A 21,927-nucleotide genomic window follows, 5' to 3' on the forward strand; every position below is an offset into this window, starting at 1 on the left:
CAATCGTATATTGATATCAATTTAAAAAATTATCACGATTTACCACTAGGTTAGTGTAAAAAATTATGCTATTGTTGACATTTTCATACGATTAATAAGTCAAATAAAATGTCAACTTTTATCCAATTTTTACAAGAATCTCAAACCAAACCCCTTATCCAAGCACCCATGGCAGGCGTGCAGAATAGCAAACTTGCGATTGCCGTTTGTCAAGAAAATGCGATTGGATCATTGCCTTGTGCCATGTTATCTGCAGACAAAATAGAACAAGAAATTATCAAAATCCAACAAGCGACTAACACACCGTTTAATGTCAATTTTTATACTTTACAAAAATTTTATGATGAATTTAATATAGATAATCAAAATATTGCTCTTACAGGGGCAAGACAGCCGTTTAACCGTGAAAATGCGGAACTGATTGCCGATTTAAAAGTGCCGATTGTCAGTTTTCATTTTGGTTTGCCTGATGATGACTTGTTAACTATGGTTAAACAATCTGGTGCAAAAATTTTGGCAACAGCAACCACTGTAAACGAAGCCAAATTTTTGGCAAATAAAGGCGTTGATGCGATTATCGCTCAAGGTATTGAGGCTGGCGGGCATCGTGGTATGTTTTTGGATAAGGATTTAACCACGCAATCAGGTACATTTAGCTTATTACCAAATATTGCTAAATTATTGAAAAATAGTGATATTACACTTATCGGAGCAGGTGGGATTAGTGATAATATCACGGTAAAATCGGCTTTTGGGTTGGGGGCAGATTTGGTACAAATTGGCACGGCATTTTTGCTTGCTGATGAGTGCGATACCAAGCCAACTCATAAATTTTTACTTCAAATTTAACCAATTTATTTAGTGGTGGTGTGGCTCGTGGTATGGTTACGCCATTTATGCGTGATTTTGCGTTTGTGAATGACAATGTTCCGCCTTTTCCTTATGCGTCATTTGTGCTAAATCATTTAAAAAATAATTTAGCACAGTACAAAAACAATCCTTACCAAGATTATTTTAACAGTTTTTGGGCAGGGCAAAATGCACCGCTTGCTCAGGCAGGCTCGGTAAAATCAATTATTGACAGAATTTTGCATTAAGAATTAATCAAAAAATCCAACAAATCTTGAAAATCATCTGGCAAATCTGCGGTAAACTGCCTATTTTCGCCAGTTTTTGGATGCACAAAACCCAGCTCATAAGCGTGTAAGGCTTGACGTGCAAAACGTTCAATCACCTGTTTTTCATCATCATTAAAATGTTTTAACAACATCGCCGTTTTGCGTTTGTCATAATACACAGGGTCACCCAGCAAAGGATACCCCAAATGCGACAAATGCACACGGATTTGATGTGTTCGCCCAGTTTCTAACCGTACACTGACCAAACTCACCCCTTCAAAAATTTCTTGCACATTGTCAATATGGGTAACGGCAGACTTGCCAGAGCCGACCACCGCCATTTGGGTGCGTTTGGTTGGGTGGCGTCCAATCGGTGCGTTAATGGTATGATGTTTAACAAGTTCACCCACATTTGCCAATACCAACGCTTGATAATGGCGATAAACCGACTTGTCTTTTAGCTGATTAATCAGGTGTAGCTGACTTTGACTGTCTTTGGCAATCACCATAAGCCCTGTGGTTTCTTTGTCAATCCGATGTACTAAGCCAGCTCTGGGTAAATGTTTGCTATTTGGGTAATGATACAGTAACGCATTGACCAGCGTGCCAGTCCAGTTGCCCGCTCCGCCATGCACCACCATGCCTGCAGGCTTGTTAATGACCAAAACGGCATCATCTTCATACACGATATCAAGCGGTATATTTTCAGGCATATCGCTTTGTTGCTCGGCAAGGGTCGCATTTAATTGTAAAACATCGCCAAATTTTAACCGATATTTGGGTTTTTCTGCTTTGCCATTGACGGTTAATTCGCCTGTTTCTAGCCAAGTTTTGACTTGTTCTCTGGAGTAATTTTCAAAAGCAGATGTGGCGATTTTATCAATTCGTTCACCGATTTCATAGTCTTTTGGGGTGTAGTTTTGTTGTATGATTTGGTTAAAATCTTGAAGATTTTCTGCATCATTTTCAATAAAATCTGTTGAATTTTGCTCAGTTTGCATGGTGTTTTCTCAAAAGCGTTAAAAATAGATTTAAAAGTATAGCGTATCATGATAAACTTAGCGAAATTTTTTTTCGTATAATGACAAAATTATTGCAAAATTTTTTGTAAAAAAAACAAAAACGAGGTTTTTATGCAAAATGCTAACACAGTTTTTAACAAAATGTCTGGTTTAAAATTGGCAGGCGTGTCAGTGTTGACCGTTGCCGTGATGGGATTGACAGGTTGCCAAAGTTTAAAGTCTAACAAGCTTTTTGGTGGAAAAAACGAAATCAAAGCCGAAAAAGCTGAAAAAAGCGAACAAGCTTATTACCAAGAAGCCAAAGCCAATTTTGATAAAGGCAATTATAGCAAGGCGATTGCCAATTTAAACGATTTACGCACATTTTATCCAGTCGGTGATTATAGTGAACAAGCGTTGCTTGATTTGATGTATGGTTATTTTCAACATGGCGATTATCAAGATGCCGTCGCCAGTGCCGAAAAATTTATCCAACTTTATCCAACCAACCCACAAGTTTCTTATGCCTACTATGTGCGTGGCGTTGCCAATATGCAAACCGCTAGCAACGGTATCATGAAATATACCAAATTAAACCCTGCACACCGTGATGTGGGTTATTACCGTTTGGCATTTAGCAATTTTCAAGAATTGATTACCAAATATCCAAATAGCCCTTATGCCCCTGATAGTGCGTTGCGGATGCGGTATTTGTACAATCAATTTGCCGAAAATGAAATGGAAGTCGCTCGTTGGTATATCAAGCGTAAAGCCTACCTAGCATCTGCCAACCGTGCCAAGTGGGTGTTCCAATATTATCCACAAAGTCTAGCCGTGCCTGAAGCGATTGCTACCCTAGCCTATAGCTATGACAAACTTGGCATGAGCGACACCGCCACTCAATACAAGCAATTATTAAAAATCAATTATCCAAATTTATTGGCAAATAACGGCTTGGTACGCCTAGAAAATACACGTACGGCGAATGATTGGTTAAACAAAGCCACGCTTGGATTATTGGGAAAAAGTACCGATAACGTTGTGGTTAATCAAGCCACGACAAGCGATATTGCCACAAAACCCCAAATCGTGCAAAGTATGCAAAGCGTGGCAAATTTACGCCTTGCTCCTGAAGAAAATACTGAGGCTAAAACGGATGATAATGAAAGCTTGTTAAGAAAACCAAAAAATCTAAATATTGGTTTGGATTTACCACAAGACGAACAGCATTAATTTATTTTTTTAATATTAATTTTTAATATTATTTAAAAAATACAAAAGGTGTGAGCCATTCGCACCTTTTTTAATCCGTTTTAATTTTTTAAGCATTAAATATTTCCCAATTTTTCCATGACTAATCACATTATTGAACAAATTCTGCAACAAGCGGATATTGTCAAAATCATTGGCAAACACGTTGAACTCAAAAGATCTGGCAATGAGTTTAAAGGCTGTTGTCCGTTTCATGGTGAAAAAACGGCATCGTTTTTTGTCAATCCGCAAAAAAATCTGTACAATTGCTTTGGTTGTGGGGCAAAAGGCAATGCACTTACCTTTTTAAAAGAATACGAAAACCTCACTGCAGGCGAGGCGTTAAAAGAATTATCCAAACAAACAGGCATTGAATTGCCAAAAGAACCGATACAAAAAAATCAAACCTATCAACGTCAGCCAAAACCACAAACACAACAGACACAACAAAATCAACAACCGTTAAATCCACCAGATTTTGCCAATAGTGACAATAATTATCACGATGAAAACTGTTTTTTAGAAAATGGTGCTGAGCCTAAATTTAATCATGATTTTATTCCTGCAAATTTTGATAATAACCAAACGGTTAATTTTGACGCATTATTCACTGATAACGGGCAACTTACAGACAGTGCGAATTTTTACCAGCCGAGGGATTATGATGCAATTGACATCGCTGAGTTAGAAGACGGCTCAACTAGTTTGTACGATTTATTAGCCCATGTTGCCGAGTTTTATCAACAACAATTGGCAAAAAATTCTATGGCTCAAGTCTACTTTAAACAGCGTGGCTTGACGGATGAGACCATGGCGACTTTTGGCTTGGGCTACGCTCCGAGCGGTTGGCAAAATTTGGCAAATGCCTTTCCTAGAGATATTTCAGGCTTGAAAATGTTGGGTTTGGTACAAACATCAAAAAAAGGCAGGGATTATGATTTTTTACGTGAACGGGTCATTTTCCCCATTCGTGATAATCAAGGGCGGGTTGTCGGCTTTGCAGGGCGTGCGTTAGCAGATAATGTAACACCAAAATATCTCAACTCAAGCGAATCCCCTGTTTTTCATAAACAGCAAATTTTGTACGGTCTATACGAAGGACGGCTTGCCAAAGCCAAAAATTGGCTAGTAGTAGAAGGCTATATGGACGTGATTAGCCTACATCAGGCAGGCGTGTATGGTGCGGTGGCGAGCATGGGAACGTCAATTGCGACCAATCAAATTGAACGGTTATTGCAGTTAAATCCTGTGTTAACCTTAAGTTTTGACGGCGACTTGGCAGGGCAAAAAGCGTCATGGCGAGCCATGGAAACGGCTCTACCTGCATTGACTGACGGCAAAGAATTGCGGTTTTTGACCTTGCCAAACAACCACGACCCAGACAGTTTTGTCAAAGCCCACGGCAAATTAGCAATGGAACAACAAATTGCCAACGCCATTCCGTTATCGCAATATGTGTTTTCGGTGTTAAGCCAACGTTACAATACCGAACGACCAGAAGAACGTGCCAAACTGCTCAAAGACGTGAGCGACTTAACTCAAAAACTACCAAAAGGTAGCTACGGTTGGCTGTTACGAGAAGAAATGCGAAATCGCTTGGGGCTTGGCAAACGTAAAACCAATCAAAATACCCAAGATGCATTGTTAAATTTTGATAGCGAACTTACCAAAGAACGCTTGTTACAACTGTGTTTTTTGTATCAACCGAGCATTCTTGGCAATAAAATTCACCAAAAAATCAATCATTTTTTTGTCGAACATCTGCTTGAAATGTCAGGGGCAAATCAAGTTAACTTTTTTTACCTAGACATTGCCAAAAAAGATTTAAAACCTGTGTATGACGTGTTTAATGACGTTTACCAACCGACTGATGACGAACAAAAGTCGGAAAATGCACGGTTGTCTCGGATTTTGCAAGCGGAAAAAGCCTTAGAAATCCGAACCGAGCAACATTTACAACAACATCCGATTGAACCGATAACGTGGCAACAAGTTGTTGACAAAGAAACCTATCAGCTGATTGACTGGATACAGAGTATTCAAGAGCCATTAGAACAACTTGAAATGCAGGTAAAACAACAATCGGATGCTGATGATTTTGCAGTTATCAATGCCAAAGCCCATTTTATTTTTGCAGGCTTACCGATAACGTTACGGCAGGCGTTGGCGGGACATTGGGTGGATTTTTTTATCAGTTTACGCCAACGCAATGTTACGGATATTGGTGATTTGATTACCGAACTGATGTTGGTTAATATCAAAGATACGTTAGAAAAACAGCGTGCCAATGAAAAAAACTTGGTAAATATTAATTATTATAATACAAAAGTCAGACGGTTTGTTGCGTGGTATCAGCAGTGGTTACAACAAAAAGATGATTAACCTAGCATTTTGATACTATCCTGCTGAAACATATCCATTTCAGGGGCAAGTACTTTCATAAAACGGTCAAAATACAATAATTGTTTGGTTAAAAGAGCAAAATCTCGTGGAAAATGAATACCATGCCGTTTGCCAACTTCAACGATTTGTAACATCATTTGATTGATTTCATCGGCGTGGTCTTTGAGTTTGGTCGGGTCAGTTTTATCAATGGTTTTACCGATAAACAAGCTATCTTCGGCAAGGATTTTTTTCATCACCATGCGTAAATCATCCGCCAACTCATCCACATTCATCAGCCGTGCATCGTGGGTTATATTCATGTCAATCATGTGGCGAGCCATACCACGATAGTCTTCTTTGGCAAAACTATCCATCATTAACACACACGCTTGCCATGCTTTGGGTTCAAGTTTTCCAACAATGCCAAAATCCAAAAAGCCAATCCGACCATCGGTCAATAACATCAAATTCCCTGCGTGCAAATCCGCATGAAAGGTGTTACACATCATTAAACTTGCAAACCAAGTATTGAGCGTATCTGCCATGACTTCGGCAGGGTGTTTGCAATACTGTCGCATCGCCACATCATCAATCATAGATACCCCAAAAAAGCGTTCCATCACTAACACTTTTCGTGTGCTTAACTCGTGATATACGTTGGGGGCGATCACTTTTTGATTAGCCGATTTTTCCAAAAAATCTTGAAAATCATCAATATTTTTGGCTTCTTGTAGAAAGTCAGTTTCTGCAGACATTCTTAAGCGAATTTCATCAATAATCGATGAAATACTGGCAAATTTTAATGACGGTGCGAGCATATCCATGATTTTTGTCAAACCGTACATCATACCCAAATCAGTATCAATAATAGTATCAACGTTGGGTTTTTGCACCTTTAACACCACGTTATCACCGTTTTTTAGTACAGCAGAATGCACTTGAGCAATGGAGGCTGATGCGAGTGGTTTTGGGTCAATACTGGTAAAAATATCCGTTAAATTTTTACCATTTTTTTCTAATTCATTTTTTAGCATATCTTCAATATACATATATGGCATTGGTGTGGTTTGGTCAAGACAACCTTGAAATGCTTCGACATATTCTCGTGGAAAAATAGACGGCGTACTGGCAATAAATTGACCGATTTTGATATAAGTCGTGCCAAGCTGTTCAAAACTATGTTTGAGTAAGGTTGGCGACATTTTTTCGCCTTGGGCAATACGTAAGCCAGTTCTGCCTGCGATGGTAGCGGTCTGCCCGACTCGTTGGATGATATTTATAGATTTTTTAAATAAATTTTTAGTTTTCATGAACGGACCTAAAATAACTCTGAGTGGCTATAATTTTTGTTAGGTATTATTAAATAAAGATAGATTTTAAGGTTTTTTGTAAGATATATTTAATTAACAATGTCTTTTGTTATATTTTAACATAATTAAATCAACCACATACAGGACAATTTTCATCTTTTTTATATTTCATTTTGCGTAACGACATACTTTGCCCCTGCCAAAGTAACAACGTTTGAGCGATTGAATTTTTACCAAGCCCCAAAAACGTCAAAGCCACTTGAGCTTGCAGATTACCCATAATTTGCGTGGTACTCGCAAGCACGCCACTGGTTGCACAATTTCGGCTGTCATCGCCTTCACCATGAAATAAGCAATGATAACACCCTGTATTTTGGTACGGCTCAAATAACGCCAACTGCCCCACTTGAGCAATCGCTGAGGCGGATAATAACGGCAAATTCTCTTTGACAGCGATTTGGTTAATGTGGTCTCGTGTTTTGAAGTTATCGGTGCAATCACAAATTAATAAATATTTGCTTAGGCTATTTTTCAAATTAGTAAAGAAATCAATTTGGGCATAATTGTCCAAAGTTACCCGTGTTTGATAAGCAAAAATTTGGCAAAAATCGTTAATTTCTTGCAATTTTTGCTGTGCAACCAAGGCTTTAGATTGTCCAACATCCTTTGGCGTAAACAAGGATTGACGCTGTAAGTTGCTCTCATCTATTGTGTCATCGTCCACGATATGCACCGCCAACACGCCCGCCCGCACCAAGGTTTCGGCAAGTGGACAGCCCAAGCCCCCTGCCCCAACGATAAGCACGCAGGCATTTTTTAGGCGTAGCTGGGCATCAATGTCCCAACCGTCTAGCAAAATTTGGCGTGCGTAACGGAACATCTCAGCATCGGTTAATACTTGATTTTTTTGAATTTTTGATGTTTTGTTAGAATTATTTTGATAAATAGATTGTATCATATTTGCTTAGGCTATTTTATTAAGTTTTGATTAAAATTAGAGCAAAAACCGTAGGTTACTCTATCATTTCCGCCATAATCTTTGACAGTTTTAATTTGACAAAAAGCATGATGAGTAAAAATTTGTTGTACTTTTCCCGCTTGGTCATAGCCATGCTCAATCGCTAACAACCCCATGTCATTTAAATAGCCTTTGGCTTGACCAACAATGGTTTCAATATCTGCCAATCCATGATTTTCTGCCACCAACGCAGTGATTGGCTCATGGGTTAAATTGGCTAAATGTTTATCATCTTTATCAATATAAGGCGGATTTGACACAATAATATCAAACTTTTGTTTATCAATATTATCAAACCAATCACTTTGTAGAAACTGAATATTTTTTACCCCTATCCTTTCGGCATTTTTTTTGGCGATTTCTAAAGCATTTTTTGAAAAATCAACAGCTATTACCTTTGTATTCGGTTTTTCGTAAGCTAAACTGACAGCAATACAGCCAGTGCCTGTACCTAAATCAAGAATTTTTAAATTGCTTAGGCTATTTTCCTGAATATAATTTAATACCGTTTCAATCAAAATTTCGGTATCTGGACGTGGAATTAAGGTATTTTCATTCACCAAAAAATCATGTTTCCAAAACCCTTGGTAACCCAACACATACGCCAGTGGCTTGCCATTTTTTAGCAAGTCCAGTGACTTTTGGTAGCTTTGCAATTTATCATCGGTTAATTCATAATCGTCATGACTGATTAAAAAACTGTGATTTTTTTGCAAAATATGAATTAAAAGTTGTTGATTAGTTTGGCGGTCAATATCACTGTTTTTTAGCAACGTTTTTAACAAATTTTTAGTTTGCATTTTGGTTATCTTCTGTATTAATCGTTTGATTTAACATAATTTTTTTATCCACCAAATAGACCAAATACAAAATCGGCAAGCCAATCAAAGCGGTAAAAGTGTAAAAATTGGCATAGCCCATTTCCGCCACCATACTGCCTGAATAGCCTGATAAAATCTTAGGGGTGAGTGTCATCAACGAGCTTAATACGGCATATTGCACGGCGGTAAAGCGAATATTGGTTAAAGACGATAAAAACGCCAAAAAGACTGCACTCGCTAGCCCAGATGCTAAATTATCTAACACAACTGCCAAATAGAAAAAGGTAAAATCATGCCCCTTCATCGCCAACAACACAAACAGTAAATTACTCGCCGATGCCAAAATCGCCCCTATCATCATCGCAGGCATGACACGAAAACGCTCCGCCAACAAACCGCCAACAAATCCACCCAAAATCGTCATTATCATGCCGACTGTTTTTACCGCTGTTGCTACGTCTTCTTTGGTAAAGCCAAGTTCTTTGGTATAAAAAACGTTGGAAGTTGCCCCTGCGATTATGTCTGAAATGCGGTACAAACCGATTAATAACAAGAGTAAAATGGCCTTTTTACCATATCGTACAAAAAAATCTTTAATCGGCTCAACCCAAACTTCCATTGCCACTTGTTTATTAATCACATTGGCTTTTACCAAAACTGTGCCGACCAAAATAACTGAAACAGCCGAAACCACAAATTTTAGCGTTTCAATCAAAAATTTTAACAAAGGGCTTTTAATGGCGGTTAAATCCCCAAGCATCGCCACCATGACATTGCCTATTAGGATAAAACTACCAATAAACGTCCCAACACCGACTAAAAATAACAAAAATAAATTTAAATAATCTTGGGTTTTTCTTTCGTGGCGTTTGACCGCAACGGTAGGTTTGGCAACAAATAAGGTAGTTAAAATCCCGACACCGACAAAACTTGCCATGACGTAATAAGTTTTTTGCCACGCTTCATAGCTATAATGCCCTTCCACCGAGCCAAACCAAGATGCCAAAAACAACGCCCCACCTGCCGACAAAATATAGGCTATGCGATAACCCGCTACATAAGATGCCGATAAAGCCGTTTGCAAAGAAACATCAGCAATTTCAATACGATATGCATCTATCACGATATCTTGCGTTGCCGATGAAAAACCAAGCAAGACAGCAAACACCGCCATATACACCAAAACTTGCTCAGATATCGGACTAAATGAACCGAGCATAACTGTCATCAGCAAAATCAACACTTGAGCGACCAACAGCCACGCACGGCGTTGCCCCAGTTTTTTTGTCAAAATAGGCAAAGGCACAATATCCACCAGGGGCGACCAAATAAATTTGAATGAATACGCCAAACCCGCCCAACTAAACATGGTAATCAGCTTAATGTCAAAACCCGCTTCATCAAGCCAAATTGACAAGGTAGAAAAAATCAACGGAAACGGCAAGCCAGCCGAAAAACCCAATAAAATCAAAGTTAAAACACGTCTATCCATATACGCAGAAAACGCATCACCCCAAGTTTTTTTGGGGTTTTTGGGTTGCCTGTCTGTATTGAGCGTTGTTACAGAGGTGGGTTGATTATCGGTGGTCATAGCAATATCAGTTCGCTGAAATTTAAAATTAGAGTTTAAAAGCGTTAGTATAATCGATTTTTTGCCACAACAAAATCAAAAATAGAGCCAAATCATTCATTTTAGCCATTTTTTTGCAAATTACGGTCAATTGATACCGAGTTTTAACGCAATAACTTGTAAAAAAACGAAAAAATCACCATGAACTTATGCTATAATTAAGTCATTATGCTTTTCATTTTGTATAAATTTTTGTAAAATTTAACAACAATTATCCATTATTCGCAATTAGCAAGCGAAAACCGTAAAGGCTGAACTTAAAGGAATACAGAATGCAATATCCAATTGCGATTTTTCATAAAGACAAAAATTATCATGTAACCGTGCCTGATATTCCAGAATTAAATATCACAGGTAAAAATATGGCAGATGTGGTGACAAATGCCCGCATGGGAGTAATTGCCCATTTGCACCAACTGATTGAAAATGATAAAAAAATTCCGCAACCCACGCCGATTTCTGACCATTTAAAAAAACCTGAGTATTCTGGCTACACTTGGGCGATTGTCAGCGTGGAATTGGCGAGAATTATGGGTGAAAGTATTGAATTAAATTTACAATTACCCGTTAAATTGTTTAAAAAAATCACCCAAAAACACCCTGATGAAACCATGGAAAAGATTATCATCACTGCCCTAAAGCAGCTTTTAGAAAAAGAATAAAAACAATCAGTTAAAAAGGGCAAAACGGCATGGCGGTGAATATTATCATTAATCAACGACACCTACAAATCCAACTTAAACAACTGGAGACCGTGTGGCAAACGGTGATTAACAATTATAATCTAAGCCAGTCTGCCAAAGTGCTACATACCAGTCAGTCCAGTTTGAGCAAACATATTGCCAGTTTGGAGAACCAGTTGCGTGCCGATGTGTTCGTGCGACAAGGTAAACGTTTGGTCGGTTTAACGCCGATTGGCGAACAGTTATTGCCACATATTGAAAAGATTTTTGTGGAAATTCGCACCATTGAAAATTTGACCCTTGATTTTCAAAATCCGACCAAAGGCGAGTTATCTATTGCCACCACCCACACCCAAGCCCGTTATGTGTTGCCATGGGTGGTAAAACGGTTTAAAGAACAATTTCCGAATGTACATTTGATTTTGAACCAAGCCGACCCCGAGTCTATCGCCAATATGGTAGCACAAGGGCAAGTGGATATCGGCATTGCCACCGAATCGCTGTTGGCAAAGGATAATTTGCACTGTGTTCGTTATTACGATTGGTATCACCATATTATTGTGCCGATTGAGCATGCGTTGGCATGTTTGCCGAGCATTGACGATTTGTCAATTTTGAAAGATTATCCAATTATCACTTATCACGGCGGTTTTACAGGTCGTGGGGCGATTGATAAAGTGTTTGCTGATTCAAATATTGAACCCAATATCGTGCTAACCGCACTAGATGCCGATGTGATTAGCACGTATGTAGGCTTGGGTATGGGGGTTGGTACAATTGCAGAAATGGCATTTGAGGGCGAACATTATCGCAATTTGGTAAAAATTCCGACCAAAATCTTTGGCAAACACGTGACTTGGATTGCCACACGTGCCGATAGCGAAGTACGCAGTTTTACCAAAGCGTTTATTGATATTTGTGAAAAACAATTTGGCTAAAAACTAAACAGTTTAAAAAATTAAACGGTTAACATGACGAAACCAACCTCACCTGTTCGGCAGGCGTGTCCTACAACAAAATGCTTGCCAAAATCGCATCGGATATGAACAAACCCAACGGCACAACCGTGATTTTATTCGAGCAAGCTTTGGATTTTATTGCCAATTTACCTGTCAAAAAATTTCATGGTATAGACAAAGCCACTCTAAAATCCCTTGAAAAGCAGCCATAAATCTATCGGTTCTGAAACTACTTTTTTGCAAAATAGCCGTGACGATACGCTAATTATTGACAAACTATTGATAGAAAATGCCACTGCCTTTACCGATTTAGCCAAAAAACAAAAACTCGCTCGCACACCTTAGCAAGCGGAATTTTGGATAAAACAATTATATGATAACGCCCTAAAACCGTTACCCATTCGCTTGGTGGACGTAACTTATTCAAATTTAACCGAGCAAAATTATCACAATCAAAGCCAATTGGATTTATTTATTTAATTTTAAACCACTTGTTAAATTTTGGAAAAAATAATGTTAAAACCAACGCAAAAAAATCCTTATCAGCTATATCTAGTCGCCGACCAAAACTGTTTGCCAAAAGATACATCGTTAATTGATGCGGTAGAACAAGCGATTTTGGGTGGGGTGAGTATTGTGCAACTGCGAGAAAAAACCGCTGATACACGCACCTTTTATCAACAGGCGGTAGCAATAAAAACTCGCTGTCAATTGCATGATGTGCCACTTTTGATTAATGACCGCCTTGATATTGCATTGGCGATCGGTGCAGACGGCGTGCATTTGGGGCAATCAGATATGCCATGCGATATTGCTCGGCAACTGTTGGGTGACAATAAAATTATTGGCATATCGGCTCGTAACGTGACAGAAGCGGTACAAGCACATCAACAAGGGGCAGATTATCTTGGCGTTGGGGCGGTATTTGGCACGAGTACCAAAACCGATGCCAAACTGCTAGATATGGCAACGCTCGTAGAAATCATGGATTCGGTAGATTTACCGATTGTGCTGATTGGTGGGATTAACGAAACGAATTTACCTAGCTTGCAACAACAACTTCACACCCAAAAAATTAGCGTGGCAGGCGTGGCAGTGGTGTCGGCGATTTTGGCAAAAGACAATCCATTTCATGCTAGTCAACAGCTTAGACGACTGTTAAACCAATCATTAATTTTTAGAAAAAATTAACAAACATCAGTTTATCTGTATTTTGCTAAAGACTGTCTGAAAATACTAGACCAATAACCATTTTGCCTTATAATAGCGATAAAATTTTATATTTTGTTGTTTTTAACCAACAGCTTTCATCTATTTTAACCTTAAAACGGGACGATTATGTTACAATTTTCTGTGAAATCCATTCCTTTAAACGCTTTGGCAATTAAACCGCTATCATTAGCGGTGGTTGCTACGTTGACATTGACCGCATGTAGCAACTCATCTAATCACAGCTCAAAGAATAGCAACACCAATCCTAATAACGCTAATAATAGCACACCAAGCAACCCTGTTACCCCCATTAATCCGACCCCAGTACCAACACCAGTACCAACACCGACTATCCCAAAAACGCCAAAAGCCCTAACCCCTGCCGAACGTATCGCTAAGGCTCAACAATCAGGCAATAGTAGTGATGTAGTGGCAAATTGGGCAACGGATGAAAGTGTACTCCTGCAACAACTTGTTCAAGCCATCAATACGCAACAAACCTATCTTGATAAAGTGGTAAAATCTATCTTATCTGAGAATAGCAAGCCTTTGGATTTACAATTTAAGGGTATGACTGATAGCAATACCTTACGAGCAAGTGACCCATTTGTTAGCCGTGATATTTTAACAAGCGATACTGGCGTACCGATTAGTACCTTATCTGTGAAAAATGACAGCCGTTTTTTAGGTTATGGCATTGATATTTTGGCAAAAGTTGGTATTAGCCATCAAAATCACGCCCCTATGTTACAACGTGGGATTAACTGGCTAATCTTGGGAGATGCTGATAAAAATTTAAGTCAAAATCAACCGTTAACCATTGCTTACGTTGGTTATAAAGATACGGTCATTAAAAATTATTTTAAAAATACATATGATATTACACCAACGCTTATCGCTTGTGATTTATTTAGTGAAAATAATACCTGTTGGCAATCCGCAGATTTATTAATCATCGGTAGCGGTCATGCCAATATTAGCGACCAGCGTCTATTAGAGCGTTTATTTAACCAATACCAAACTGCCAAAAAACCGTTATTATATGTAGGCGGTGGTTGGTGGGCAAATAATGATGGACGAGAAAACTTTTTGCGTCAGTATGGCATTGACTTACAAGGCTATGCAGGAAACTACTTTGCAAGTCCCGCTAACTTAACATCTTCTAGCAACAATCGTTTAGACAATGTTTTAACCTTTAGCGAAAAACTCGCTGGTTTAGCCAACTTATTAACCAATCTAAATAATGGCAATCCGTTTGATAAAGCAGGCTATGAGCAAGCCAAAAATAGCATTCAGCACATACAAACTTTCTTTAACCAACAAAACCAAATCGGTCATTCGGTCTTTAGCCAAAATAGTACCATTGGCAAAAATTTGGCATTGTTAGCCGATGGTTGGCGAAAAAATGCGGTGTATGACGGTTTTGATATGAATGATGAAACCTTTTACCGCCGTACACTGATGACTTTGATTGCGGATAAATGGGTGGATTATAAACGTCCAATGAGCATTGCACCGAGTGAAGGGGCTGGCGACTATATGCCAAAAACTGCCAATGATTTGGCAGTATCTAGCGACTGGGAAACCATTACCTTAACCTTACCACAGGGCAATGGCATTACAGCGATTGGACGTGCAGTTATTCCTGCCAAAACAGCACAAATCCAAGTAGTCAATGCCGATAAAGCCAATCTGAACATTCAAACAGGCTATATCCGTACCGTTGCCGAAAAGGACAACAAGTACAAACGCCCTGCCAAGCCAAACAGTGTGAGTGTACCGATTAATGATACAGTCACTGATTTTAACAGTCCATTTGGTGGGGTGTTGATGTTAAATTATAACAACGCAACCGCAGGACAAACAGTTACCTTAAAAGTAAAAGGTGTGGCAAAATACGCTCACTTTGACTTTACCAAAGCCATGAGTCAAGGTGAGATTGACGAAGCATCGCAAGCCTTACGCCAAAATTTATTTGGTTGGAGTACCATTAAACTCATTGGCGGTGAAATTCAACAACTCAACAGCAAAGCGTTAAATAGCATTGGCAACCGTACGCCACAGCAATATACTGAGCAAATTAAAGCGGTGATTTTTGACAGTAACCATATCGCCAACGGTTATAATAATATGCCGATTGATGCATCAACCCAAACTTATTGTAATCAGCTTGGTTGGGATTGTATGGGCAAAATCCACAATCCGCCAAACGTTCAGCATATGGTGGGTTGGTTACCTGCCTGTGGGGCGTTGTGTTCTGGACACCCAATTGATGCTTATTATGGCGTTGATACAGGCTGGGGCTGGGTACATGAGCTTGGGCATAATACGGTTCAGCGTGTACTATCCATGACCTTTAAATCCAGCGAAACAGGCGAGACGATTGGCTGTGGTGTGGAATGTGATAATAACATTTTATCAGGCCTAAGCATGCTTCGTAAAAATGAACTGTATCAACAAAATAACAACGGTCGGAATTTTGCTCACTGGGCATTGTTAAGCCAAATCCATGAAAGCCGAAATACAGGCAAAACAGGCGAAGCCTTGCGTTTAGACATGGAAAAACGTCTTTGGTCAGGCAATGGTTACACCAATCCCAATGCCAAACAAGCCGTTACCATGCAACTTGCTATGCTCTATACCAAACATAAACAAGCCAAAGCCTTACCTGACAGTCAAGGTATATTTGAATTTTTCCGTTTGTTAAACACAGCTAACCGTTTGGTCAATCAAATTGATTGGAAAACAGCTAATGCCGAAGAAAAAGCCAAATACGGACTGGGTGCGTATAGCGACAAAGACTTTAGCACACCTGAACTCGTGTATATGCTCTCATCAAAAATTGTTGGCAAAGATTTAAAAGACGTGTTTAATCTATATGGTTTGCCAATTTCGGACAAAGCCAAATCATCGGTCGCCATGTTAAACTTGCCTGTTGCCCCATTGGATTTTTATAACCAAACCAAAGACCGGAACAACTTTTTACAAGAAGGACAATGGATTAACTTATAATCCATTTGTTGGCAAGTGTTTAATAAAAAATTTGACAAAAAAGTGGGTTATGCTGATTGCTAACCCACCCTAGTTTTTTTTAAACAATTTTTAAACAACTTTAACAACAATCACTTATCTTCATAAGTACATAGATAGGCGGTTTCTACGTCGGTTTTGACGTTAAATTTTTGGTTGGGATCGATGGTAAAGAGTTCACCCACGCCAAAGTTTTGCCAATCGTTTGCATTTGGTAATAGTACCGTCAATGCACCGCTGACCACAGTCATGTTTCAAGCTGGCTCGTACCAAATTCGTATTCGCCAATTTTCATCACGCCGACAGTTGAAGGCAACGTTGCGGTTTGAAAGCCAATAGATGCCACTGCACCGTCAAAATATTGGTTAACTTTTAACATATACATTCCTTAAAGTTTGCGATAAAAACCTTATCATAGCGTTCTTTTTAGCATTGTCAAGGATGATGTTGGATTATTGCGTATCGCTGACAAACGAAATTTTACTTAATCCTGCATGACTGGCACTTGCTAACACTTGAGCGACAGTTTCATAACGTCCATCTTTGTCGGCTCGCAGTTGGATTTGTGGGTCAGTACCTTTTTGGGCTTCGGCTGTTAGGCGTTTTTGTAGCTCTTCTAAACTAATTGCTTCGCTATCCCAAAAAATCCCTGCCTCTTTGTCAATACTAATTTGAATGACTTCAGGTGGTAATTCGCTAACACTTGCGGTGGTTTTTGGCAAACTTAACGGTACGGTTGGGTTTAGCACCGTTGCCGTTACCAAAAAGATAATCATTAACACTAACATAATATCAATCAAGGGAATAAGGTTCATCTCATTCATGCCTTGGTTATCATCTTCACCCAGTTGAAATGCCATTTTGGTTTCCTTTATGTGAATACGATTAAGCGGTTTGGCTTGCGGTTTTAGCAAGCAGTTCATGAGCGGTATCGTTGGCAACGTGCAAGGCTTTGCGGTTTAACCGATTGGCAAGGTTATAAAAAATCACCGCAGGAATTGCCACCGCCAAGCCCAAACCTGTCATAATTAAGGCTTCACCCACAGGGCCTGCAACTTGCCCAAGCCCTGCCTGCCCTGACTCGCCAATGCGATGCAAGGCATGAAAAATCCCCCAAACTGTACCAAACAGCCCAATAAAAGGGGCGATAGACGCCGTCGTTCCCAAAATTGCCAAGCCTTTTTCGCTCTCAAAACGGTAACGGCTAATTTGTTGTAACAAAATTTGTTCAATGACGGTTTTTTGTCGCTCAAGTGGTAGATTGCTAACCGCTTTTTGTTTTTGTCCGATATTTTCGGCTAGGTCATCGGCAAGGGTTTCAGTCATTTTTTTGCTTTGAATTAGGCGTAAAATACCCACAATCCAAGACGTTAGCGATAAAGCAACTAAAATAAAAAATAAAGTCTGACTGACAGCATCAGTGTGTTGCCAGTATTTTGCAAAGTCCATAAAGACTCCTTTAGTGAATTAGCTAAAATAAATAAACTATTAAACAATTAATTAAAATAATTTTAAAAAACATTGATTTTGAATGGCACTGTCACGTTACCCGCAACAGGTTTGCCATTGCGTTTAAATGGGTTAAAACGCCCCGTCCGTACTTGTTGCAATACCAAACGGTCGGCTTTTGGATTACCGCTAGATTTTGTGATACTCGCCCCTGTGATTTTACCTTGTTTGTCAACACTCAAACGTACGGATACATTTAGGCTTTCACCTGCATTGCCTACATTATTAAGGTTAAAACGGGGTTGTCTTGCCCATGATATTTCGCTACTGGATAATTCAACAGGTGTATTGCTTTCACGTTCTTGACGTTCACGGTTTTCACGCTCTTGACGTTCACGGTTTTCACGCTCTTGACGTTCACGGTTTTCACGCTCTTGGCGTTCACGGTTTTCACGTTCTTGACGTTCACGGTTTTCACGTTCTTGACGTTCACGGTTTTCACGTTCTTGACGTTCACGGTTTTCACGCTCTTGGCGTTCACGGTTTTCACGTTCTTGACGTTCACGGTTTTCACGTTCTTGACGTTCACGGTTTTCACGTTCTTGACGTTCACGGTTTTCACGCTCTTGGCGTTCACGGTTTTCACGCTCTTGGCGTTCACGTTCCTTTTGACGTTCTATTTCAAAGGTGTTGTCTTGCTTATTTTTTTCTGTTGTCAAAAGTTGCTCTTGTTTTGGCGTATCTTTTGGTTTGATAATTTCTTTTGGTTTTTCCACAGGTTTTGGTGGTGGTGGAGTAACCTTCGGTTTTACAGGCTTAGGCGGTGGCGGTACGGGTTTTACAACTGGTTTTGGTTCGGGTTTTACTTCAGGCTCAGGCTCTGTGGGAGCTTCAGTAGGCTTTTCTACCAGTTTTGGTTCGGTCATCATGGTGATTTCTAGCGGTGCAACTGTGGCAGGTGTTTGTAACTTTAGCATTGGCATATTGACAAGCCCTACGCCCACGACCGCATGAATTGCCAACGCCAACGTAATCACGCTATATTTTACTTTAGGATGTTGCTCAAGATAACCGTCACGCATAATTTTTCCAAAACTCACAACTTTTGTTAATTTATCTGTTAAAAATTGTTTAAAATAGTCATATTGTTGTATTTATTAAAATCGCTAAGTCAATGCAAATTTTTAGCATTAAAAAAATATCACAATAATAAAGCAAATGATAATGATTATCAACTTTTTTTATAAAAAATCTGAGATTTTTTGCTAAATTTGTTAAATTGTGATTAAAAATTCCTAGACAGGCTACATCTTGTCACAAAATTGTTAGCTTTTATGCAAAAATTTTTGTTACAATATTGCAACTTTTTTTAAAAAAACCTTTATGTTTCAACAAGCTCAGCACGAACGATTTTTTATATTTTACCCTATGTTAACAATGGATAATGAAAATGCGTGATTTATTTACCCCAACATTTATCGCAAAAACGCTTAGCATCAGTGTGGCAGCGTTGCTCGTGGTATCCTGTACCACCACACCACAACAACCGACACCACCAAGCCAAACCACGGTAATCGTACCGACCAAGCCTGTGCAACGCCCAACACTAACCTTGCAAGCCCCTGTGATTAAACAAAGTTACAACAGTTTTTATGATTGGAAGATGGATTTTATCAACCGTGCATCGGCAAACGGTGTCAATCGCTATATGTTGGAAAATCTGTTGGCAAATGCTGAATATAACGAACGGGTAGTGAGTGCCGACCGCAATCAAGCCGAATTTGTCAAAATGCCGTGGGAATATGTGGACAGTGCTGTATCTTCCAACCGTGTCAATCAAGGCAAACGCCAATACGCAAATAACAGCGATGTGTTGATGCGTGCCGAAAGTCAATATGGCGTGCCTGCGTCAATCGTCACAGCGATTTGGGGTATGGAGTCATCATTTGGACAAGGTATGGGTAATGCGTCATTGGTGGACAGCTTAGCGACGTTGGCGTATGATGGCAGACGCCAAGACTTTGCCGAAAATCAGCTATTGGCATTGGTAACATTATTACAACGTGGCGATTTGCAACAATCACAACTCAAAGGCTCTTGGGCAGGGGGCATGGGACATACCCAATTTATCCCAAAAACATGGCTCGATGAAAGCGTGGACGGTGACGGTGATGGGCATCGCAGTCCGTTTAATCGTGCCGATGCGTTAGCGTCAACCGCCAGTTATTTGGCAAATGCAGGCTGGCAACGTGGCTTAAATCCATTTTATGAAGTGCGTTTGCCAAGCAATTTTGATTATCGCCAATTAAGCGGTAAAAAAACCATTGCCAAATGGCAAGCCCTTGGCGTACAAAGCATTGATAACAGCACCTTGCCAAGCCAAGAACTAGCAGAACTTTGGCTACCTGCTGGACAGGCGGGCCCTGCGTTGCTCACCACACGTAATTTTGATGCCATTCGTGTTTATAATAACTCATCTAGCTACGCGTTGGGCGTGAGCTTATTGGCAAAAGGCATCATCAGCAAGAGCGGTTTACAGGCAGATTTCCCGCGTTATGAACAGCCATTATCAGGCTACCAAGTGCGTCAATTACAAGAGCGGTTGACATCGCTCGGCTATGATACCAAAGGTGTTGACGGAATTTTGGGGAATAATACCCGTTTGGCATTTCAACGTTGGCAATTAGCCAATGGACAAGTAGCAGACGGATTTATTAGCCAGCGTTCGGTGAGTGGATTGGTATATTAAACCATTGATTTTAAAAATAAAAAACAAGGTGCTTGCCTTGTTTTTTTGCTTTATTGCTTGTCATCAGATTAGGAACGATAATCGGCATTAATTTTCACATAATCATAGGACAAATCGCAAGTGTAAACCGTGTCACTCGCCTGCCCTTGCCCCAAGTCAATATGAATGCTGATTTCTGGTCGGCTCATGACCGTTTGCCCTTGTGCTTCGGTGTAGCCGTCCGCAAGTCCGCCACGCTCGCAGATTTTGATTTCGTCAAGATGAACGCTCACTTTGGATTGGTCAAAATCCACACCTGCATAGCCTGCCGCTGCCAAAATCCGCCCCCAATTTGGGTCGGATGCAAAAAAGGCAGTTTTTACCAGTGGTGAATGAGCGATAGCATAAGCAATTTTGGCACAGTCTTCGGTAGTTTTTCCGCCAGACACTTTTACGGTGATAAATTTGGTTGCCCCTTCACCATCACGCACGATGAGTTGGGCGATTTTTAACATGACCTGATAAATTGCTTGATAAATTGCTAAAAAATGCGAATGATTTTCACTGTCAATTTTTTCACCGACTTGCCCTGTGGCAATGAGTGTACAGCAGTCATTGGTCGATGTATCACCGTCCACAGTAATGCGGTTAAACGTTTTATTCACAATTTTTGTTAAAATTTGTTGTAATAAATTTTTATCAATATTTGCATCCGTTGCCACAAAGCCGAGCATAGTCGCCATATTTGGACGTATCATGCCCGCTCCTTTACTAATACCTGTTACAGTATAGGTCGTACCGTCAATTTTTACCTGTTCGCTATGACCTTTTGGCGTGGTGTCAGTGGTCATAATACTGTGGGCGGCATTTAACCAATTATCTTCGGCTAAGTCCGCCAAAGCATTATCAAGCCCTGCAATAATTTTATCAGACGGTAAAAATTCGCCAATCACTCCTGTAGAATACGGTAGAACTTGGCTCACTTTTATGCCTGTTTTATTCGCTAAGGCTTGACAAGTTGCCAAAGCTCGCTCGTTGCCGTCAGCCCCTGTCCCTGCGTTAGCGTTACCTGTGTTAATTAGCAAATAGCGTGGGGTATCATTTTTGATAAATTCACGCACGAGTTGCACGGGGCTGGCACAAAACTGATTTTGTGTGGTAACCACCACTACGCTTGCGTTGTCGCAAATTTCAAAAATGGTTAAATCTTTGCGATTGGCATAGCGGACGTGGGCTTCGGTGATACCGATTTTGATGCCTTTGATTGGCAAAAGCTCACTTAAATTGACATTTCCAACTGACACGTTTTGCTCCATTAAGTTTTGACAAAAT

At 39.8% G+C, this 21,927-nt stretch carries 19 protein-coding genes and 2 pseudogenes; 11 read left to right on the top strand and 10 right to left on the bottom strand.

Annotated elements, in window-relative coordinates:
• Window positions 1–108 precede the first annotated feature (108 nt).
• Together A3G3_RS12790 and A3G3_RS14655 are read left to right on the top strand one after the other, a co-directional pair.
• Window positions 109–849, top strand: a complete 741-nt coding sequence (locus A3G3_RS12790) for an NAD(P)H-dependent flavin oxidoreductase (protein ID WP_019518568.1) — start codon at window positions 109–111, stop codon at window positions 847–849.
• Window positions 850–881: 32 nt separating this feature from the next.
• Window positions 882–1,097 (top strand): nitronate monooxygenase family protein, encoded by a 216-nt coding sequence (locus tag A3G3_RS14655; RefSeq protein ID WP_019518569.1) that lies wholly within the window; start codon window positions 882–884, stop codon window positions 1,095–1,097.
• Here the strand turns inward: A3G3_RS14655 and A3G3_RS0100430 are convergent.
• Window positions 1,094–2,119, bottom strand: coding sequence for an RluA family pseudouridine synthase (locus A3G3_RS0100430; protein WP_019518570.1), 1,026 nt, complete (start codon window positions 2,117–2,119; stop codon window positions 1,094–1,096). The genes A3G3_RS14655 and A3G3_RS0100430 overlap by 4 nt on opposite strands.
• A 132-nt stretch (window positions 2,120–2,251) precedes the next feature.
• Here A3G3_RS0100430 and A3G3_RS0100435 point away from each other — a divergent pair, with 132 nt between their 5' ends.
• Both A3G3_RS0100435 and A3G3_RS12795 read left to right on the top strand, forming a co-directional pair.
• The gene (locus A3G3_RS0100435) at window positions 2,252–3,352 is read left to right on the top strand and encodes an outer membrane protein assembly factor BamD (protein ID WP_019518571.1); all 1,101 of its coding nucleotides are present in this window, start codon (window positions 2,252–2,254) and stop codon (window positions 3,350–3,352) included.
• 117 nt (window positions 3,353–3,469) lie between these two features.
• The gene (locus A3G3_RS12795) at window positions 3,470–5,752 is read left to right on the top strand and encodes a DNA primase (RefSeq protein WP_019518572.1); all 2,283 of its coding nucleotides are present in this window, start codon (window positions 3,470–3,472) and stop codon (window positions 5,750–5,752) included.
• Here the strand turns inward: A3G3_RS12795 and A3G3_RS0100450 are convergent.
• The 4 genes from A3G3_RS0100450 to A3G3_RS0100465 all read right to left on the bottom strand — a co-directional run bounded on the left by A3G3_RS0100450 (window position 5,749) and on the right by A3G3_RS0100465 (window position 10,495).
• Window positions 5,749–7,065, bottom strand: a complete 1,317-nt coding sequence (locus tag A3G3_RS0100450; RefSeq protein ID WP_019518573.1) for an ABC1 kinase family protein — start codon at window positions 7,063–7,065, stop codon at window positions 5,749–5,751. The genes A3G3_RS12795 and A3G3_RS0100450 overlap by 4 nt on opposite strands.
• Window positions 7,066–7,195: 130 nt before the next feature.
• Window positions 7,196–8,023 (bottom strand): HesA/MoeB/ThiF family protein, encoded by an 828-nt coding sequence (locus A3G3_RS0100455; protein ID WP_019518574.1) that lies wholly within the window; start codon window positions 8,021–8,023, stop codon window positions 7,196–7,198.
• Window positions 8,024–8,034: 11 nt separating this feature from the next.
• Window positions 8,035–8,883 carry a peptide chain release factor N(5)-glutamine methyltransferase gene (prmC, locus tag A3G3_RS12800; protein WP_019518575.1) on the bottom strand — a complete coding sequence of 283 codons (849 nt, stop codon included), beginning with the start codon at window positions 8,881–8,883 and terminating at the stop codon, window positions 8,035–8,037.
• Entirely contained in the window at window positions 8,873–10,495 is a 1,623-nt protein-coding gene (locus A3G3_RS0100465; protein ID WP_019518576.1) for an AmpG family muropeptide MFS transporter, read from the bottom strand. The genes prmC and A3G3_RS0100465 overlap by 11 nt, the downstream gene beginning before the upstream one ends.
• A gap of 311 nt (window positions 10,496–10,806) precedes the next feature.
• Between A3G3_RS0100465 and A3G3_RS0100475 the strand changes: the two genes are divergently transcribed.
• The 6 genes and pseudogenes from A3G3_RS0100475 to A3G3_RS0100500 all read left to right on the top strand — a co-directional run bounded on the left by A3G3_RS0100475 (window position 10,807) and on the right by A3G3_RS0100500 (window position 16,400).
• Window positions 10,807–11,196 carry a type II toxin-antitoxin system HicB family antitoxin gene (locus A3G3_RS0100475; RefSeq protein ID WP_019518577.1) on the top strand — a complete coding sequence of 130 codons (390 nt, stop codon included), beginning with the start codon at window positions 10,807–10,809 and terminating at the stop codon, window positions 11,194–11,196.
• Window positions 11,197–11,264: 68 nt separating this feature from the next.
• Window positions 11,265–12,155, top strand: a complete 891-nt coding sequence (locus A3G3_RS12805) for a LysR substrate-binding domain-containing protein (RefSeq protein ID WP_407635252.1) — start codon at window positions 11,265–11,267, stop codon at window positions 12,153–12,155.
• 41 nt (window positions 12,156–12,196) lie between these two features.
• Window positions 12,197–12,388: pseudogene (locus A3G3_RS14180) on the top strand (DNA polymerase IV); the annotation flags it as partial.
• Window positions 12,372–12,521: a hypothetical protein gene (locus A3G3_RS14405; RefSeq protein ID WP_156802057.1), complete on the top strand. Its 150-nt coding sequence runs from the start codon at window positions 12,372–12,374 to the stop codon at window positions 12,519–12,521. The pseudogene A3G3_RS14180 and the gene A3G3_RS14405, both read left to right, overlap by 17 nt.
• A 168-nt stretch (window positions 12,522–12,689) precedes the next feature.
• A complete protein-coding gene (thiE, locus tag A3G3_RS0100495) occupies window positions 12,690–13,367 on the top strand; it encodes a thiamine phosphate synthase (protein WP_019518579.1) in 678 nt (225 codons plus the stop codon).
• Between the two features lie 147 nt (window positions 13,368–13,514).
• Window positions 13,515–16,400 carry an ImpA family metalloprotease gene (locus A3G3_RS0100500; RefSeq protein ID WP_019518580.1) on the top strand — a complete coding sequence of 962 codons (2,886 nt, stop codon included), beginning with the start codon at window positions 13,515–13,517 and terminating at the stop codon, window positions 16,398–16,400.
• A 110-nt stretch (window positions 16,401–16,510) separates the two neighbouring features.
• Here the strand turns inward: A3G3_RS0100500 and ppnP are convergent.
• The 4 genes and pseudogenes from ppnP to A3G3_RS13860 all read right to left on the bottom strand — a co-directional run bounded on the left by ppnP (window position 16,511) and on the right by A3G3_RS13860 (window position 18,949).
• Window positions 16,511–16,797 (bottom strand): annotated as a pseudogene (gene ppnP, locus A3G3_RS12810) (pyrimidine/purine nucleoside phosphorylase).
• 73 nt (window positions 16,798–16,870) lie between these two features.
• Window positions 16,871–17,278, bottom strand: a complete 408-nt coding sequence (locus A3G3_RS0100510; protein ID WP_019518583.1) for an ExbD/TolR family protein — start codon at window positions 17,276–17,278, stop codon at window positions 16,871–16,873.
• A gap of 25 nt (window positions 17,279–17,303) precedes the next feature.
• A complete protein-coding gene (locus tag A3G3_RS0100515) occupies window positions 17,304–17,867 on the bottom strand; it encodes a MotA/TolQ/ExbB proton channel family protein (protein WP_019518584.1) in 564 nt (187 codons plus the stop codon).
• Between the two features lie 62 nt (window positions 17,868–17,929).
• Complete coding sequence (locus A3G3_RS13860; protein WP_019518585.1) at window positions 17,930–18,949, bottom strand: energy transducer TonB family protein; 1,020 nt, start codon at window positions 18,947–18,949, stop codon at window positions 17,930–17,932.
• 368 nt (window positions 18,950–19,317) lie between these two features.
• Here A3G3_RS13860 and A3G3_RS0100525 point away from each other — a divergent pair, with 368 nt between their 5' ends.
• Window positions 19,318–20,616 carry a lytic murein transglycosylase gene (locus A3G3_RS0100525; RefSeq protein ID WP_019518586.1) on the top strand — a complete coding sequence of 433 codons (1,299 nt, stop codon included), beginning with the start codon at window positions 19,318–19,320 and terminating at the stop codon, window positions 20,614–20,616.
• Window positions 20,617–20,684: 68 nt separating this feature from the next.
• Here A3G3_RS0100525 and argJ read toward each other — a convergent pair whose 3' ends face one another.
• Window positions 20,685–21,899 (bottom strand): bifunctional glutamate N-acetyltransferase/amino-acid acetyltransferase ArgJ, encoded by a 1,215-nt coding sequence (gene argJ / locus A3G3_RS0100530; protein ID WP_026212760.1) that lies wholly within the window; start codon window positions 21,897–21,899, stop codon window positions 20,685–20,687.
• Window positions 21,900–21,927 lie beyond the last annotated feature (28 nt).

Source organism: Moraxella boevrei DSM 14165, assembly GCF_000379845.1.
Taxonomy (GTDB): Bacteria; Pseudomonadota; Gammaproteobacteria; order Pseudomonadales; family Moraxellaceae; genus Faucicola; species Faucicola boevrei.